11 protein-coding genes are annotated in these 18,541 nt (G+C 43.4%); all 11 read left to right on the top strand.

The features are described from left to right. The first annotated feature begins 8 nt into the window (after nucleotides 1-8). On the top strand, nucleotides 9-767 hold the full coding sequence (locus AC1S8V_RS23150) for a tRNA threonylcarbamoyladenosine dehydratase (protein WP_482070947.1): 759 nt from the start codon (nucleotides 9-11) through the stop codon (nucleotides 765-767). A 469-nt stretch (nucleotides 768-1,236) separates the two neighbouring features. Continuing rightward, nucleotides 1,237-2,535 carry an NCS2 family permease gene (locus AC1S8V_RS23145; RefSeq protein ID WP_482070946.1) on the top strand — a complete coding sequence of 433 codons (1,299 nt, stop codon included), beginning with the start codon at nucleotides 1,237-1,239 and terminating at the stop codon, nucleotides 2,533-2,535. 73 nt (nucleotides 2,536-2,608) lie between these two features. Beyond that, nucleotides 2,609-4,423, top strand: coding sequence for an ABC transporter ATP-binding protein (locus AC1S8V_RS23140; protein ID WP_482070945.1), 1,815 nt, complete (start codon nucleotides 2,609-2,611; stop codon nucleotides 4,421-4,423). Nucleotides 4,424-4,571: 148 nt separating this feature from the next. After that, entirely contained in the window at nucleotides 4,572-5,231 is a 660-nt protein-coding gene (locus AC1S8V_RS23135) for a TetR/AcrR family transcriptional regulator (protein ID WP_482070944.1), read from the top strand. Then, the gene (locus AC1S8V_RS23130; RefSeq protein ID WP_482070943.1) at nucleotides 5,228-5,965 is read left to right on the top strand and encodes an ABC transporter ATP-binding protein; all 738 of its coding nucleotides are present in this window, start codon (nucleotides 5,228-5,230) and stop codon (nucleotides 5,963-5,965) included. The genes AC1S8V_RS23135 and AC1S8V_RS23130 overlap by 4 nt, the downstream gene beginning before the upstream one ends. Further along, on the top strand, nucleotides 5,958-6,656 hold the full coding sequence (locus AC1S8V_RS23125; protein WP_482070942.1) for an ABC transporter permease: 699 nt from the start codon (nucleotides 5,958-5,960) through the stop codon (nucleotides 6,654-6,656). Before AC1S8V_RS23130 ends, AC1S8V_RS23125 begins: the two co-directional genes overlap by 8 nt. Nucleotides 6,657-6,696: 40 nt before the next feature. Next, nucleotides 6,697-7,482, top strand: coding sequence for a DUF4097 family beta strand repeat-containing protein (locus AC1S8V_RS23120; RefSeq protein ID WP_482070941.1), 786 nt, complete (start codon nucleotides 6,697-6,699; stop codon nucleotides 7,480-7,482). Between the two features lie 35 nt (nucleotides 7,483-7,517). Further along, entirely contained in the window at nucleotides 7,518-7,688 is a 171-nt protein-coding gene (locus AC1S8V_RS23115) for a hypothetical protein (protein ID WP_017686798.1), read from the top strand. Nucleotides 7,689-7,718: 30 nt separating this feature from the next. Further along, on the top strand, nucleotides 7,719-9,005 hold the full coding sequence (locus AC1S8V_RS23110; protein WP_482074561.1) for an MFS transporter: 1,287 nt from the start codon (nucleotides 7,719-7,721) through the stop codon (nucleotides 9,003-9,005). Between the two features lie 36 nt (nucleotides 9,006-9,041). Beyond that, nucleotides 9,042-9,755, top strand: a complete 714-nt coding sequence (locus AC1S8V_RS23105) for a thioesterase II family protein (protein ID WP_482070940.1) — start codon at nucleotides 9,042-9,044, stop codon at nucleotides 9,753-9,755. 183 nt (nucleotides 9,756-9,938) lie between these two features. Next, on the top strand, nucleotides 9,939-18,539 hold the full coding sequence (locus AC1S8V_RS23100) for a non-ribosomal peptide synthetase (protein ID WP_482070939.1): 8,601 nt from the start codon (nucleotides 9,939-9,941) through the stop codon (nucleotides 18,537-18,539). The last annotated feature ends 2 nt before the right edge of the window (nucleotides 18,540-18,541 follow it).

Below are 18,541 nucleotides of genomic sequence, written 5' to 3'. Positions count from 1 at the left end.
GATTCTCAATGCTCCATCAATTTTCAAGAACAGAACTTGCGATCGGACCTGAAGGTCTGGACGCATTGAAGAATAGTACAGTCGCTGTGCTCGGTATTGGCGGTGTAGGTGGTATAGCTGTAGAAGCTCTTGCCCGCAGCGGTGTAGGTCGCATCATCCTGATTGATAAAGACGTAGTGGACATCACCAACATTAACCGCCAGATTCATGCGCTGACCACGACAGTAGGGCAGAAAAAAGCGGATCTGATGGTGGAACGTGTGAAACTGATCAATCCGGAATGTGATGCGATTGCCCTGAATATGTTTTACACGGAAGAAACGTATGAGGAATTGTTCAAATATGAACTGGATTATGTGCTGGATGCATCCGACACGATTATCTACAAAATCCATCTCATTAAAGAGTGCCTGAAACGCAAAATTCCGATGATTTCCAGCATGGGTGCGGCAAATAAAATGGACCCGACGAAATTCCAGGTTGCAGATATTTCTAAAACGACCATGGACCCGATTGCTCGTGTTGTACGTACGACACTTCGCAAAGACGGCATCAAAAAAGGTGTGAAAGTGGTCTTCTCGACTGAAAAGCCGATGAAACCGCGTGCTGATGTTACAGAGAAAATCGTTCCCGAGAATGCACCGGAAATTCGCAAGGCCAAACAGCCACCTGCGAGTAACGCATTCGTGCCTCCGGTAGCCGGACTGATTATGGTCAGTGTTGCCGTTAAGGATTTGTTAGAAATTGCAGAGAACAAGCAGCAGTAATATGCTGCCAACAGAACAGCGTAGATGCCGATAAGGCATCTGCGCTTTTTTGTGTGATCATACTTCGAACTCAGAGCGATCGGGACGCCAATCGTCCATGATAGCCGAACTACATCTCCGGACAAGTGTCAGAGCTACGTCATGTACTTCAATGTGAAAACCGTGTATGATATTGATTGCTGCGCGAAATGATGATACATACATAATGAATTTGCAGCCATATAAGCTGAATAAGATTTACACAAGAACGAAGAGGACAGAAGAAACCAGAAGAAGCAGAGCGTTCGCCTAAAAGCTTTCTGAAAGAAAGCTACATCGGAAGCATACGCTATCACCGGATTTGTACATTTTAAAAATTAAAACAAAAAATCTGGGGATAACAGCGATCGGAAGGTTGTTCTGTCCACGCAGTGGTAGAGTGTAAATACTCAGTTATTCAGCTTATATATAGAGAGGGGAATAGAACGAAATGAAACACGGATGGATGACCAGACGTCTTGGCATGGAGCCAGGAGACCAGTGGAAGAAGGAAGTTGTGGCGGGAGCCATTTCTTATTTTGCCGTGGTCTATATCGTTATGGTCAATGCTACAATTCTTTCCGATGCCGGAATGCCCTTGCAGGCGGCCATGGTTGGAACCCTGCTGACGTCCATTGCAGGCTGTTTGCTCATGGCATTTGGCGGGAAATCACCGATTATTGTTGTGCCCGGAATGGGGATTAATGCATTTTTCACGTATACACTTGTACACTCGATGAAATTAAGCTGGCAAGAAGCGCTGGCCGTGGTAACCGTTACAGGTATATTGTTTGCCATTGTTGCGTTTACGTCACTATACAAAATGATCAGCGAAGCGATTCCAAAAAATCTGCAGCACGGGATTACGGTGGGGATTGGTTTGTTCCTGACATTCATTGGTTTGCAAAAAAGTGGAATCGTTATCGCACATCAAACTACGTTTGTCGCGATTGGGCACTTCAATGATCCAAATGTCATTACAGCCTGCGTTACGCTGGTGCTTGCCTTGATTTTATTTATACGGAATGTACAGGGTGGACTTCTCATCAGTATATTGATCGGGACTGGCCTGGCCTATGTACTTGGAGCAGTGAACCCAGGTGAATCCGTATCCGCGATGGATGCGCTGCGTCAATACGGCGGCTTGTTTGGCGAATTGTCTTTGATGAAGCTGGCTGATGTAGCGTTCTGGATTGCGGTATTTTTGCTACTGCTGATTGTGGTGTTCGAAAATATCGGATTAATTACAGCTCAGACACAGATGATTGGTCGTCCGGAGCGGTTCAAAGGAAGTCTGCGCGCCCTATCGATTAGTACCGTGCTGGCAGGCGTATTCGGAAGCAGTCCTCCAGTTGCCGCAGCCGAGACTACAGCCGGGATTGCCGCAGGTGGTCGCACAGGTTTGACTCCTCTCATTACAGCCGTGTTGTTTGGGGCGACCTTTTTCTTCATCCCGTTGCTCGGTTATATTCCAGACAGTGCGATTGCACCCATTTTGATCATTATTGGTGGCCTGATGGTGCAAGGTGTGAAGGATATGGATTTTGGTGACTTCACAGAGGCCTTCCCGGCATTTCTGATCATGGTCATGATTCCATTTACATATAGCATCGTGGACGGTATGGCGTTTGGATTTATTGCCTATCCACTAGCGAAGCTGGCAGCGGGTCAAGGTAAACAGGTACCTGTGGTCATGTATGGCATTTCCATCCTCTTTTTAGCCAATTTCGTGCTGCATGGAGTTTTGTAATAAGAAAAGGCAACGTCATGTAAGTTCGTACGTATGATCTCTGGTGAGCAGATGGAGAACGGGAGGAACGGGAATGGAAGAGCAGCAACAAGCAGGGCAGAATGAACCGAAGGTAGGAAAAAAGGGGTTTAAGGATTTCGTCAAGCTTATCGCTTCCACGAACCCGCCAAAACTGATCCTGATTCTGGCCCTCATTTTAACCCTGATTCAAACAACAGCTGGATTGATCGTGCCATTGATGACCAAAGGTCTGATTGACGGACTTACTACTTCGGCACTAAACAAATCTGTTATTTTGTTATTGCTTGGGGCATTTGTGATCCAGGCAATTGCCTCAGGCATCAGCATTTATATGTTAAATTACGCCGGACAACGCGTGGTCGCAACACTTCGTACCAAGCTGTGGAACAAGGTATTGTCGCTGCGAATGCCATATTTTGATCGCAATCGCACTGGCGATACCATGAGCCGGATTACGAATGATACAAGTCAGATCATGACGTTGATCGCGGATTATTTGGTTTCTTTTGTATCCAACATTGTCGCTGTTGTAGGTGGCGTGGCGTTACTGTTTTATTTGGATTGGGTGATGTCGCTCATTATTCTGAGTCTGGTGCCACTTACGCTGTTGATTCTGTTGCCGGTGGGTAAGAAGATGTACAATATCTCCAAGAAACAACAGGACGAGATGGCAGGTCTAACGTCCGTACTTAGTCAGGTTATTGGTGAGATCCGTTTGGTGAAAGCCTATGGAACGGAGAAACAGGAATCAGAAGCAGGAGATTCCCGGATTCGTAAAATGTTTGCTTTTGGCTTACAGGAAGCACGAATCCTTGCGCTGATCGGTCCCTTGTTTACATTTGTCATGACTGCCGTATTGGTCGTTATTCTGGGTGTGGGGGGAATGCGTGTAGCGTCTGGCATGCTGTCACCGGGTGAACTGGTCGCATTCATATTGCTTTTGTTCCAGGTTATTATGCCAATGGGTCAATTCACGACGCTATACTCCCGTTTGCAAAAAGTCGTCGGTGCAACGGAGCGCATACAAGCGATCCTTGTCGATGAGGAAGAGCCGCATAACAGTACAAAGCTAGCTCCAAAAGGAAATGAGACGATTGTATTCCATGATGTACACTTTTCCTATGTCACAGGGGAGGAAGTGCTGCACGGGATCAATCTGACCGTTCCTACACGCAAGGTGACGGCCATTGTAGGCCCAAGCGGTAGCGGAAAATCAACCCTGTTCTCCTTGATGGAGCAGTTCTATATGCCCGATTCAGGCCATATTTCGTATGGGGGACAAGCGATAACAGATTATTCCTTATCCTCCTGGCGGAGCAAGATCGGGTATGTATCTCAGGAAAGTCCGCTAATGGCGGGCACGATCAAAGACAATATCACATACGGATTAAACCGTGAGGTCACGATGGAAGAGATCCGGCGAGCTGCTGAAATGGCCTATTCTGCCGAATTCATTGACAAGCTTCCTCAGGGTTATGACACGGAAGTGGGCGAGAGGGGAATCAAGTTATCCGGGGGCCAACGTCAGCGGATTGCTATTGCTCGTGCCTTACTGCGTAGTCCGGATATTCTCATGTTGGATGAAGCGACATCCAGTCTGGATAGCACCTCGGAGTATGAAGTGCAGCAGGCGTTGTCCAATCTGATGGAAGGCAGAACTACGATCGTGATCGCACACCGGTTGTCCACAGTGGTGGATTCCGATCAGATTGTTGTTTTGGAGCATGGACATGTTACTGGAACCGGAACACATGCTGAATTAATTAGCAATCATCCGGTATACCGTGAATTAGCACAGAAACAGTTTGTATCCCAAGAGGATGAAGGCATGGGAACCGGTAGCGGTAAAGTGCGAAGCGAAGAGTGACGCTGGTTATATTGAAGGAGGATTTTCGGAATTACCTACTCAGGTAATTCAACGGAAGTCCTTTTTTTTGAAATTCCTCATATTGACAGTAAGACCAACATACTCTATATTATAGATACCGACCGTTGGTATGTAAAAGGAGGAAGTTATGGCTAGAAATAAATACCCTGAACAGACACTGGATCAGATATTGGCCGTTTCAACGCAGATGTTTACCGAAAAAGGATACGAGAAGACCAGCATTCAGGACATTATAGATGAATTAGGTATGTCTAAGGGCGCAATATATCATCATTTCAAGTCCAAGGAAGACATTCTTAGTGCGGTAATGGAGAAGGAGCTTGGGCGAGCAGAAGACATGTTTATGGAACTCATTCAAAATACACATGCCCCAAATGCAAGACAGAAACTTATCAGCATTTTGGAAAATATTATTATAGATCCTGGAATTCAGTCTAACTCAATTGATCAGGTTCTAAGCACTCAGATCAAGAATCCACAGTTTGTACTCGGTGGAATCAGAAAAGGTGTTCTAAAAGATGCACGAATTATTGCCAATATCATGGAGCAAGGCAAGAGCGATGGATCAATTTCTGTCGAATATCCGCTGGAGTGCGCTGAAATCTTCATGCTGCTCGTTAATATCTGGATTAACCCTCTTCTTTTTGGACGGGATCAGGAACAGACATTGGAGAGACTCAAGTTTCTACAGCACATGATGAAGCTCTTGGGAGCGGATATCGTAAGCGAACAACTCATTCAGCGAATTACGAATCGGCATGCCAGCACGGGAGGGTATGTGGGATGAGTGGGAAGGGCTTAATTGTAGAAATGGAAGGTATCTCTAGATCTTTTGGAGAGAGAGAAGTCATTCGAAACTGTACGATGAACTTGCCGGAGGGCAGTATCTATGGCTTTTTGGGACCGAACGGAGCTGGGAAAACCACGGTGATGAAAATATTGACTGGTTTACTAAAGCAGAGCAGCGGTCATGCCAAAGTACTTGGAATGGATGTTTCGACTCACCGGGATGAGATGCTGGGACAGGTGGGAAGTTTGATAGAAGTACCCATTTTTTTTGAACATCTGTCAGCAAAGGAAAATTTGCAGATTCATCTTGCTTATATGGATAAAGATGATAACAATGTGATGGAATTCTTGGAAATGGTAGGGCTGGAACAGACAGGTAGCCAAGCGGTTTCTACGTTTTCGTTAGGAATGCGCCAGCGTCTTGCTATTGCCAGAGCAGTTATTCACAAACCTAAGCTCTTGATACTGGATGAGCCGATTAACGGACTAGATCCCCTGGCTATTCGGGAAATGAGAGCATTATTTAAACGTTTTGTCAACGAATATGGTATGTCCATCTTGATCTCCAGTCACATTATTTCAGAACTGGAACAAGTGGCTGATATTATTGGAATCATTGTGAATGGCTCAATTATCCGTGAGATGCATATGACTGAAATCCGTGCAAAGTTTCCAAATGGATTGGAGGAATACTTTTTTGAAGTGACGAGTGGAGGGACAGAAATTGCATAAACTTATCCGTCTGGAGCTGAAAAGACACAGAATGAACGTGTACACAAAAGCAAGTGCAGCGGTGACCCTGGGTTTAATCGCTTTTGTTTATTTTATTGCTTACGTGGCCCAGGTTGAGAAAGAGGCAGACTTTCAAACGTACCCCAACATACTCTTGTTTACTTCAATTATCAGCATGATTTGTTTTTCTGTATTAGCTTCAGTCATGTATTCCCGAATAGTGATTGAAGAGTATTCTGGAAATCGTTTGACGTTGTTGTTTACGTATCCTGTAAACCGGAAAAAGATGTTGCTCGCCAAAGTGATCCTTGTTTCAAGCTTCTCAACGATTGCGATGATCGGAGGGAACTTGCTGGCTTTATTCATTTTTGCCATGACAGAATCTGTAGCTCCCATTGTAAATGACAAAATGTCGTTAAATCTGGTGTTATCGATGATATTAACTATTGTCATTCTCTCCATTAGTGCGAGTGTTTGCAGTCTAGCCGCCATGCGTATCGGATTCGTTCGCAAATCTGTGCCGTCTGCTATCGTATCTGCTTTGCTTCTATGTGCACTTATTGGGAATCTCGTGATTGGTAGTGCCCAAAATCAGCTTCTTCTGTTTTTCCTGGCATTAATAATGATTGCGCTGGGGGTGTTTATCGTCTTGGAATTGATGAATCGCATCCATACGATGGAGACAGAATGATCTTGTGGTGAGAAGCCAAAGAAAGGGGAGAAGAAAAGTGTTGAAAAGCAGTGAACTTAGCCTCTGCAAAACGATAGATGTGGATCAACCCATAGATGACATTGATTTGGATTGGTTGTCAGGCGATATTCATGTACTTTTGGGTGAAGATGAATTGATTCACGTCATGCAGTATGCCGATAAGCGTTATTCCGAGCGAAAGTTAATGCAGCCAAGTATTAACGGCAATAAATTAAGTATTGTAGATGGACGAAAAAAAACAGGTTTCATTGGATTTAATATCGGCCGGACCGCTTTAGAACTGCACGTCCCTCGTCGTGTTTTAAATTCCATTCTACTGAAAACAACAGGTGGTCAGCTTGCGATGAATGGGATTCAAGCTAGCCGTTGTCAATGTAAAGTCACATCAGGCAGTTTAACGTTGTCCGGAAACATGGAAAAGCTTGAGGTATACGCGACCGCCTCAGATTTCTACGCAAATAATGTAAAAGCAAATAGATTCACTCTCCACTCGAGTTCATCCAAGATTGAGATTACAGGAGAATTTCAACATGTGGAATCGAAGACTACGGGGAGGGGGCTTCATATGGATTGTCTTCAAACTCCAAATAGTTTCCATTCTATATCCACGGGAATGAAGGCCGTAGTATGCATTCCAGATCAAGAAGGCTTTGAAGTACAGCTGAACGAAAGATCAGGCACATTAAAAAGTGATTTTGAACTGACTCCTTTACAGGGTGAACGTAAACGATTCTCATACAAAAATGGAAAAAGTCAATTTCAAATTGATATTCGTGGGGGTTCCTTTCATTTAAAGAGAAGGTAATTGAATAATCCCATGAAAATGAAGGAGGCATGCACATGGCAGGCTGGATTGTAGGCATAACCTTTTCCTCTATTGTACTAATCATAGGAGTCTATGGTGTATTAAATAGCAAACGCAGGCGTGTCAGGAATAAATGGGCTTGGTGGTTCATTTTGTTCGGTTGCTGTGCACTTGTCAGTGCAGTGATTAATTATCAATTCAAGTAGCTTTAATCCTGCAATAAAGGGGGAGTTCGTATCTTATTAGGTTTTAATCGAAATTTCAACCTGATTCTGATAGGACAGATCATTACCTTATTTGGAAGTGCTATCCTACGTTTTGCACTGTCATTATATATTCTTGATTTTACAGGCTCTGCAGAGACGTTTGCTGTGTTGCTTGCTGTTTCAATGCTACCCACCATACTTCTATCCCCCATTGGCGGAGCGATCGCGGATCGGGTGAATCGAAAACATCTAATTGTGTCCTTTGACTTCATCAGTTTTGTAGTAACGGGTGGATTGCTTGCATTTCTTTATGCAGGATCAGGTGACATGGTTATTATCATTGGAGCAGTTATGACAATATTAGCTCTTGTCAGCACCTTCTATCACCCTACTGTGCAAGCGAGTATACCTTTGTTGATTGAAGAGGATAAATTAATGAAGGCTAACGGGGCAGTATCGGGCATCGGAGCTATTACAAACTTTGCAGGTCCTGTGCTCGGCGGACTGATTTACGGATTTGCAGGGATTGAATTTATCGTTGCTGTTACGTGTGCCAGTTTTTTGATTGCTGCGATCATTGAGCTTTTTATCCGGATTCCTTTCTTCAAAGAGGCCAGAGTTCAGGGAATGCTCAAAACGATTGGATCGGATCTAGCAATAGGATTTCGCTACATTCATAAAGAGAACCCCTTCTTACTTAAAATTATTTTGATCGCCGCTTCAATTAATTTGTGTATTACTCCTCTTTTTTTAGTAGGTATTCCTTATGTTATTAAAGTGCTAATGCATATGGAAGATCAATACTTCGGGTATACCCAAGGAGGAATATCATTGAGTATGATCGTTGCTGCTGCGGTCATAGGCCTTGTTGCAGGGAAAATAAGAATTAACAACTTATATTTATGCTTTTTAGGCAGTGGAATTATATTTTTACCTATGGCTTTGGCTATTTACCCTTCCTGGCTGGACGGTGACCAACAACCTATTATTGCATATCTCGTGTTTTCTCTCTGTGCCATGTTAATTATGTTTGTCATTACTCTTGTTAACATTTTTTTCACTACACTCCTGCAGAAACAGACACCTAATGCTTTGTTGGGCAAAGTGATGGCTATATTGTTTGCTATCTCGACATGTGCCGTTCCTATTGGTCAAGTTGTGACAGGAACATTAATTGATAAATTTACTAATAACATGTATCTTCTCGTTATCTTGATTGGTATTATCACCATGATTATATCGCTCGTCATGAAAAAGCTGCTGAGCTCATCAAGTGAAGACTCCACAACTCAAGATGCAGTAACTTCGCAGGTTTGATCAGACAGATGTTACGAAAAAGGAGAAATAACAAAAATGAAGCGAATGCAATTATTTTGTTTGCCTTATGCTGGTGGAAGTTCATCCATGTATTATGAATTTGCCTCTAATCTTCCTGAATGGATTGAAATGATACCCATTGAATATTCCGAGCCAGGGCAGAAGAATAAACACTCAAGCTTCCAACATATGGTTCAGGATGTAGCGGTTCAAGTGCAGAAGTTATGGGACGAGAAACCATTTGCCATTATGGGTTATAGCATGGGAAGCCTTGTAGCATACGAACTTTATTATGAGATTTTACAAAAGTACAACAGAAAACCGATTCACATGTTCTTTGCAGCTCATGTTCCCCCAAGTCAACATACAGCGCAGCGTTTAACCCGTATAGATGCGGAAAAGAGGGTGAAAGCTAACTTGTCTAGCATGGGAGTAAATCTTCCTATCACTGAACAACAGACCTTGCTTGAGTGGATCGTACCTAAATATCTTAAAGATCTTGACCTCTACGCCGAATATTCGTACGTGCAAGGTAGACAGGGGATCGATGCTAATATCACTGTACTTTATTCTGATGAGGAGAATAAGCAGAGACAAATTTTTGATTGGTCACCCCTTTCTTCACAATTCTGTATGTATCATCGAATGGGGCCGAGTCACTTCTTTATTAATCAGGAAGCCAAGCGTATGGCTTGGGAAGTCAGTCAGTCCATTTCCAATGAATTGAGGCAGCCAATTTTGTCAAATTAATGGCTTATTTTTGTCAAACTTTCAGATTGTTTGTCGAACGCTAAAAACGGTGAAGGATATTCTCTTTTAATGAAGAATATGGTTCTTTAGATCCATATTTTTCATTAAAAGAGATTTTTTGTTTTATTTTTTATTTTTTTATCTTTATTTCAAATTAATTGCAATTAATTGTAGGAGGCTAACATGATTGACATGAGTCAGGAATACAAGATGGGAATGGACAAGTCACTGGGGCGGTCAATTCGGAAATTTATCTCAGATTATGGAGTGAATGCACCATTTTTACTGGCTTCTGTTTGTGGTTATTATGAGAATCTTATTTCTGGAAGTGATACATCGTTTATTGAAGTGAACACTTCCGATGGGAAATCAAGTTCTCTACAGGTCCAAACGGACCAACAACTGCTGGTTGATGATTTTTTGAAACAAGGGTTGAATGACCCATCGTGGCAGCAGCATTGTAAATCTGGGATGACCATTACGATGAATCTAGACCATATGATCTCGAATCGTTCCGATTGCAGGAATACTATAACGATGGGAATTGCGGAAGACCAAGAACGGTTTTTAGTCACATACCAAACGCACTCTGAGCACATAACTCATCATATGATCAAGAGAATGCATACCCGATTACTAACCATCACCGAACAAATGATTAACTGTACGACTCTTTTACTACGAGACATAGAACTCATTAGCGATAATGAAAAGCAGGAAATGGTGACTAGCTTTAATAAAAGCAAAACTCCATACGATCAGAATTCGACATTTATTGAGCTGTTTGAGGCACAGGTGGACCAGAACCCCGATTATATTGCTTTTGAATACAAAGGGGAGAAGATTAGTTACAAAGACTTCAATGGAAGAGCCAATCGCGTGGGGCAAAAGTTGAGAGAGATGGGAGCCAAACCGGATCACATCATTGGAATTATTACAGAACGTTCCATTTCAATGATGGTGGGGATCTATGGAATTCTGAAATCAGGAGCAGCATATATGCCGATAGATCCAGAATTGCCGGATCAGCGCATACAGTATTTACTGGAAAATAGTGGGTCTATGGTCATAGTAGCCGAGGATGCTTACATTGACCGTATTCGATCAATAACTTCTCATGCGATTTTACCCCTCTCTGTCGGTGATGAAGGAGTTGAGGGCAATCTTGAACGGATAAGCAAGCCTGAGAGCTTGGCCTACGTTATTTATACTTCTGGTACGACTGGGCTTCCCAAAGGGGTAATGGTTGAAAATCGAAACCTGGTGAATTTTACGCAATGGATGCTTCGAGATAAATTTACAGAATATGACATTGTTTTAGCGAAAACGACCTATGCTTTTGATTTATCGATATGGGAATTGTTTGTTGCTCCTTTAGCTGGGGCTAAGGTCATACTTTTACCCAAGGAAGATGAAAAAGAACCCTCTCGGATTATGCAAACCATTAAGAAGTGTAAGGTAACCCGTACTTCATTCGTCCCTTCCGTATTAGAAGAATTTACGCTTGCAGCGGATTGGTCTGCACTATCGTCGTTAACACGAATTGTACTATCAGGAGAAGCTCTTCCACTTGCTTTGGCAGAGCGATTTTACTCAGGTTCACGAGGTACGACCCAGCTAGTTAACTGTTACGGGCCTACAGAAGCAACGGTATTTGCAACATCTTATGCCGTTCCGCTGAATGAACCGTTAAGTGCTTTACATATTGGCAATCCGATTTCCAACACGACCATCTATATTATGAATGAGGATCGAATCTGTGGTGTTGGTATGCCAGGCGAACTGTACATTGGCGGTGCAGGAATAACCAGAGGATACATCAACAAGCCTGATCTAACGGCTGAACGGTTTCTGGATAATCCATATGTTCCAGGTGAGAAAATTTACCGCACCGGTGACCTTGCCTGCTGGATGGATGGAGGAACTCTCCAATATCTGGGTAGACTTGATGATCAGGTCAAAATTAGGGGTTATCGTATCGAACTTGCGGAAGTTACAAGCAAACTGCGCAGTCTGGAAAAGATCAGTAACGCGGTTGTTATCAAACGAGAAGACAGAGGCTATCCCTATTTATGTGGATACTTTGTGGCTGAAGAGGAAATGGAGATCAATAGCATTAAACAGAGATTGGCCGAATTTTTGCCTAAATACATGATTCCTTCACACCTTATCCAAATGGATAAATTACCTGTCACTTCTAATGGGAAACTGGACAAGAGAGCACTCCCGAAGCCAGATTTCGTGAGATCCGCTAATTATGTTTCGCCAGCCGATCCGACAGAAATACTGTTGACCGAAATTCTGCAAGAAGTGCTTGGACTACAGAAAGTTGGCATGACGGATCAATTTTTCGAACTTGGCGGTGATTCCCTGCGAGCAACTAGGCTGGTGAATCTTGTAGAGCAACGAATGAGTTCAAAGCTTAGCATAAAAGATGTGTTTAATGCCCCAGTGGTGCAGGATTTGGTTCAAGTGATTTCTCATTGCAAACAAGAATCTACCGATCTGTTTCCATCACTGGTCAGGGAACGCTTGGATGTTTATCCGATGAGTTATGCTCAAAAGCGTATGTTTGTTGTTCAGCAAATGGATACGGAAAGCTTGGCTTATCATGTGCCCTTTGCATTGCAAGTGAAGGGTAAGCTGGATGCACAACATTTTGAAAAAGTACTTCAAATGTTGCTTCAGCGTCATGAAATTCTCCGAACACACTTTGCTTACGAAGAAGGAGAATTCAGACAGATCATTGAGCAAGATGCCGAACCGATTTTCAGTATGCTTGATGGCAGTATGGAAGACTTTCCGCAGTTGGTCCAAAATTTTGTTCGTCCATTTGATCTGGGCAAAGCGCCGCTCATGCGAACAGGGATGATGTATGGAACAGATGGCGTGACCTTGCTGTTATTTGACATTCATCACATTATTTTTGACGACGGCTCCAAAGCTTTATTATTACATGATATTGAACAGTTATATAACGGCAATATATTGCCTCTGCTAGATTCACAATATAAAGACTACAGCCTCTGGCAAAACTCAAGAGACTTGCAAGTACAGGCAGATTACTGGCTAGCTCAGTTTAATGATGAAATTCCAGTTTTAAATTTGAAGACCGATTATCCTAGACCGATGCAGCAAAGTTATCGTGGTAGCAGTATCACGACCTATATTGATGCTGAATTACATCAACAGGTGAAAGAGTGGAGTAAACGTAGCAACACGACTCCGTATATGTTGTTAATGAGCTGCTTTATGTATTTGCTGAACCGATATAGCAGACAAGAAGAAGTAATCATTGGAAGCCCGATTGCAGGCCGTGTCCATCCGGAAACCGAGCACATGCTGGGTATGTTTGTGAATACGCTAGCCATCAAAGCAGAGTTTAGGGAGAAACAGACTTTTCGTGAACTATTGCAGCAGATTCGGGAGAAATGCTTGGAAGCTTACGAACACCAAGAGTATCCCTTTGAACAGTTGGTTGAGAAAAGTGGTGTGGAACGTAATCCTTCACGTCACCCCATATTTGATGTCATGTTCGTACTTCAGGACAATGTCCAGGCACCTGCATCCCTAGGTGGATTTAAATCTTCTTTTGTCCCTCTGCAGAGTGTTGCATCTTCTTTTGATCTCACACTCAGTATTGAGGAAGGAGCCAACGGGTACGATCTTCAGTGGGAATATTGCCAAGATATTTTTAAGCAATCATCTATTTCCCATTTGGCTGCTCATTTTGAAAGCATAATAAAGCAATGTCTGCAGAACCCAGACATGCCATTATCCTCAATGAATTGGTTAAGTGCAAAAGAGAAGGAAACCGTACTTAAAACTTTTAATGACAATGAGTTTGCCTTACCCACGGGGGATACATTAATTTCCTTATTTGAAGATCGAGTTGAAAAGTCTCCAAACCAAATTGCTGTTGAATATGGATCAGATTTTCTTACGTATACCGATTTGAATAAAAGAGCCAATGCGGTAGCCAAACAATTACGTACTCTAGGTGTGCTTCCCGATCAGATTGTTGGGCTTGCGCTGGAGCGATGCACGGACATGATCGTCGGAATGCTTGGCATTCTGAAAGCAGGAGGAGCTTATCTACCTATCGATCCTAATTATCCAGTTGAACGCATCAAATATATGCTTCAGGATAGTTCCGTCACATGTGTCGTAACAGGTCCACGGAGTGAAAAAATAGCGGAGATTCTAAAGGACACGCATGCCATTCAACTTGAAAAATATCGGAACAAGGTAGAGAGAAATCTACCATCTGTATCGAAGCCGGATCACTTGGCGTATGTCATTTATACTTCGGGAACAACAGGTAAAACCAAAGGCGTTATGATTGAGCACCTTCATGTTGTTAACCAAGCTATATGGCAGATGACAGTAGGAAATTATGACGAGCATAGTGTGGTTATCCAGAAAACGACACACGTATTTGATGGATCTGTATGGGAGATATTCCCTTGTCTAATTGCAGGAAGCAAACTAAAGATTATCGGCGATTCCCAGCATCAGGATCCGGAACAACTGCTTGAAATCATGCCGGGTAGTCACATAGCACTAATTCCTTCTATGCTGCGGATCGTTATGGAATACGCAGAAGAACAGAATAAAACGGATAAACTTCGAGCGGTAAAACAAATATATTTGGCGGCTGAGCCTGTGACTTCCGAGCTGCTTCAAAAATTTGACGAAATAACGGAAGGAGCAATGGATCGTCTAAGCAATCTCTATGGTCCTACGGAAGCAACGGTTACAGCAACTTCCTATTCATTCAAAAAGGGTAACAGAGCGCTGGCTTCCATCGGTAAACCCATTTTTAATACCCGTATATATATCCTGAACGATCTGCAGCTATGCGGAGTAGGTATTCCAGGTGAGCTTTGCATCGCAGGAGCAGGCGTGGCCAGAGGGTACATGAATTTGCCAGAGCTCACGGAAGAGAAATTTGTGAAGGACCCTTTTCATGAAGATGGACGAATGTATCGATCGGGCGATTTGGCACGTTGGACCGAAGATGGCAATATCGAATTTTTAGGCAGGATCGGAGAACAGATTAAAATCAGGGGATTCCGCATCGAAGTCAGCGAAGTAGAGAGTAAGCTGAGAGAAATTAAAAATGTCCTGGATGCAGCTTGTGTACCGGTCAAAGTGAATGATGAACTTTTTCTTGCCGGATATGTTGTGGGTGAAGAAATTAAAGGACCTACCTATATTCGTGAGGAGATAAGTAAAATGCTGCCTTCGTATATGGTGCCTTCGTTTATCAAAGTAATTTCGCAACTCCCGTTAACGTCAAATGGCAAACTGGATAAACGTGCTTTGCCTATACCTTATCTGGAGGATTCAAATCCGGTAGACGAGTTCCTGAATGAGACAGAAAGTGCTGTTCAGCAGGCTTTCATGGAGGTTTTAGGAATCAACACAGTCAGCCTGGATGATAGTTTCTTTGATCTGGGTGGCCACTCACTTCGTGCTATGCGATTAATCAACAAGCTGGATAAAAGTTTAGGTCACCGATTAGCGATACGTGAGATTTTAATGGCCAAAACTGTTAGAAATATTGCAGGGTTATTCTCGGCAGTGAAACATTCAGATGTATACGATCTGATTGAATCTCTGGTAGAGAGAGAATGGTATCCTGTCAGTGCTGCCCAGCAAAGAATTTATATGATTCATGAAATGCAGGGCAGTAACGTTACGTATAACATTCCTATGATGTTCAGGGCAAACCAACTGGATTTGCATCGACTGAAAACAGCATTGGCGAGGTTATGCGAGCGATACGAACTAATGAGAACGTCTTTCTTTATACAAGATGGGGATGTCCGTCAAACCATCGCTAATCACGTAGATTGGGAGTTATGGCATAACGACACAAACCATGAAACTGTACCAGAATTATTAGCGCAATTTGTTCAGCCTTTTAATATGAATGAAGCTCCACTGTGGAGGGTCGGGGTACATGAAATGTCGGAGCAAGAAAGTTTGTTGATGATAGATATTCACCATATTATTTTCGACGAAGGTTCTAAGCATACGTTCATAAGTGACCTGCTTCATCTTTATAACGGGGATACTCTGCCAGAGCTCAAACTTCAATATAAAGATTATGCTGTGTGGGAACAACGCCGTGATTTGCATAGACAGGAACAATACTGGCTGAACGAGTTTGCTGAAGATTGTCCTGTTCTGGATCTGCAAACCGACTTCCCTCGACCGCGTCAACAAAGTCACAATGGCGATAGCATTGATTTTCCTTTGGATAAAGAAACAAGCGAGCTCATTAAAGGTCTCGCCCGCCATCACGGAACGACCGAATATGCAGTCTTGATGTCGGTATTCATGCTCATCCTGCATAGATACAGCAGACAAAATACTGTAGTGGTAGGTAGTCCGGTGTCAGGAAGAGTGCATCCAGAAACAGAGGATATGTTGGGTATGTTTGTTAACACCTTGCCTATCAAAGGAGAAATACAGCCTGAATATACTTTTGTCATGCTACTGAAGCATGTCCAGGAAAAGCTTCTTGCTGCAGGGGAGAACCAAGAATATCCGTTTGACCAGTTGGCAGATAACGTGTCTTCGGAACGAGATCCATCGCGCAATCCGATCTTTGATGTTGTGTTTGTATTTAACGAAAAGCAGTCGGAGCTGAGCGTGGAAGAGACCCGGTTGTTACCTGTTACGTTGGACAGTTTGTCTGCTACATTCGATTTGACCGTCAGCATGGCCGAAACGGATATCGGCTACAATCTTCATTGGGAATATTGCACTGATCTGTTCGTGAAAGAAACAATAGCAAGAATGGCAAATCATTACCATGTAATGCTAAAGGCTGTATTGTCTCAGCCAGAAGAAGAGTTGGCTCATTTTCCAATGCTGTCAGAACAGGAAAAGCAATCGATTATGCAACAATTTAATGCAACGGACACGGCTTATCCATCCGACCGAAGCGTGGTAGATCTGTTCTATTCTCAGGCTGCATCGACCCCTGATCAGCTAGCTGTCGTGTCAGGCGAAGAGCAGTTGACGTACCATGAACTGGAGCAGCGTTCCAGTCAGCTGGCAGAGCAGTTACGGCGAGCAGGTGTAGAGCGCGGAGATTACGTTGGTATCATGGCAGAGCGGAATTCGCATACGATCACGGGAATTTTGGCGATTTTGAAGGCCGGAGCAGCGTACATGCCGATTGATCCCAAATATCCGGAGCAGCGAATAGCTTACATGCTGAAGGACAGTGGGGCCAAAGTAGTCCTTAACGGTGAACAGAAGCCAGAAGCACTGAAGGCCAGTGAAGTTATGGTCTTGTCTGTGCTGGCATCTGAAGGAGCGCGGAAAGAAGTCGCCTCTCCGCCTGAGACAGTGGGACAAGCAGTGGAAGAGGGTACGGGTGTAGACTGGCCTGTTCATGCTGATGACGTTGCTTATCTGATGTACACATCAGGAACGACAGGTGAACCGAAAGGGGTCATGGTAGAGCACCGAAGTATTAACCGGCTGGTAAAAGAGACGAACTATGCTGATTTTACCAATGCCCGAATCCTTCAAACCGGTTCTTTATCGTTTGATGCCTCGACTTTTGAGATATGGGGAGCTCTGCTTAATGGGGGTTGTCTGTACTTGGTTGATGAGGAAGTATTGACTGATCCAGCAAGCCTAAAACAGGCTGTTGGTCACTACCAAATTAATACGATGTGGCTAACGGTATCTTTGTTTAATTATATCGTTGCTGAGCAAGTGGATGTGTTTGACCCTGTCTCTCAATTAATCATAGGAGGGGAACAGGTATCATTCCAACATATTCAGCATTTAAGAAAGGCGAACTCTCGCATTCGGATAGTTAACGGGTATGGACCGACGGAAAGTACAACATTTGCAGTCACTTTTGATATCGGTCAGGACATGACGATGCCAATCCCGATCGGTAAGCCGATTTCCAATACCCAAATATATATTCTTGAAAACGAAGGGCTATGCGGTATAGGTGTACCAGGAGAAATTTGCATAGGGGGGGATGGCCTTGCAAAAGGTTATCTGAACCTAGAAGAACTAACCACAGAACGGTTCAGGTTTCATCCAATGCTTTCGGGACAGCGTTTATACCATACAGGTGACCTTGGGCGCTGGCGGGAAGATGGTAACATTGAATATCTTGGAAGGATGGATCAGCAGGTCAAAATTCGTGGCTTCCGAATTGAACTGGAAGAGATTGTAGCCCATTTGCGATCCTGTCCTGGTGTTCAGAATGCGGTTGTTACGATATGGAAGGATAACGATGAAAAGTTTCTATGTGGTTATCTTGTGAGTGATGATCAGCTGGATTTGTCACAAGTAAGAAAACGCTTAGAAGAGGAACTGCCATCGTATATGGTGCCATCGCATTTAGAACAGCTGGATAGTTTACCTCTAACACCTAACGGTAAGCTGGATCAAAAATCGTTACCTAAGCCTGATTTTAAATCTAGCAGGGTCTACATGGCACCTAGCAATCCAACAGAGACAGTGATCGTCGATGCAATTGGTACTATATTAGGCGTGGAGCAGGTCAGCATAGAAGATAACTTTTTTGAACTAGGGGGGCATTCCCTCAAGGCGACCAGACTGGTGAACGCGATTGATCAGGCTCTTGGCGTCAGACTTACACTACGGGATATTTTAATGGAACGCACGGCAAAGAACCTGTCTGTACTGGTTAGTTCTAAGAAAGAGACTCAAGATTCGAATACTTCAGACTCAAACTACTCATATATCGCAGTGGCACTAGAAGAGGAGGACTAACA

The organism is Paenibacillus sp. B46(2026) (assembly GCF_056786355.1).
Note: the sequence above shows the minus strand (reverse complement) of the source record. Positions and strands in the feature narration are given on the sequence as shown.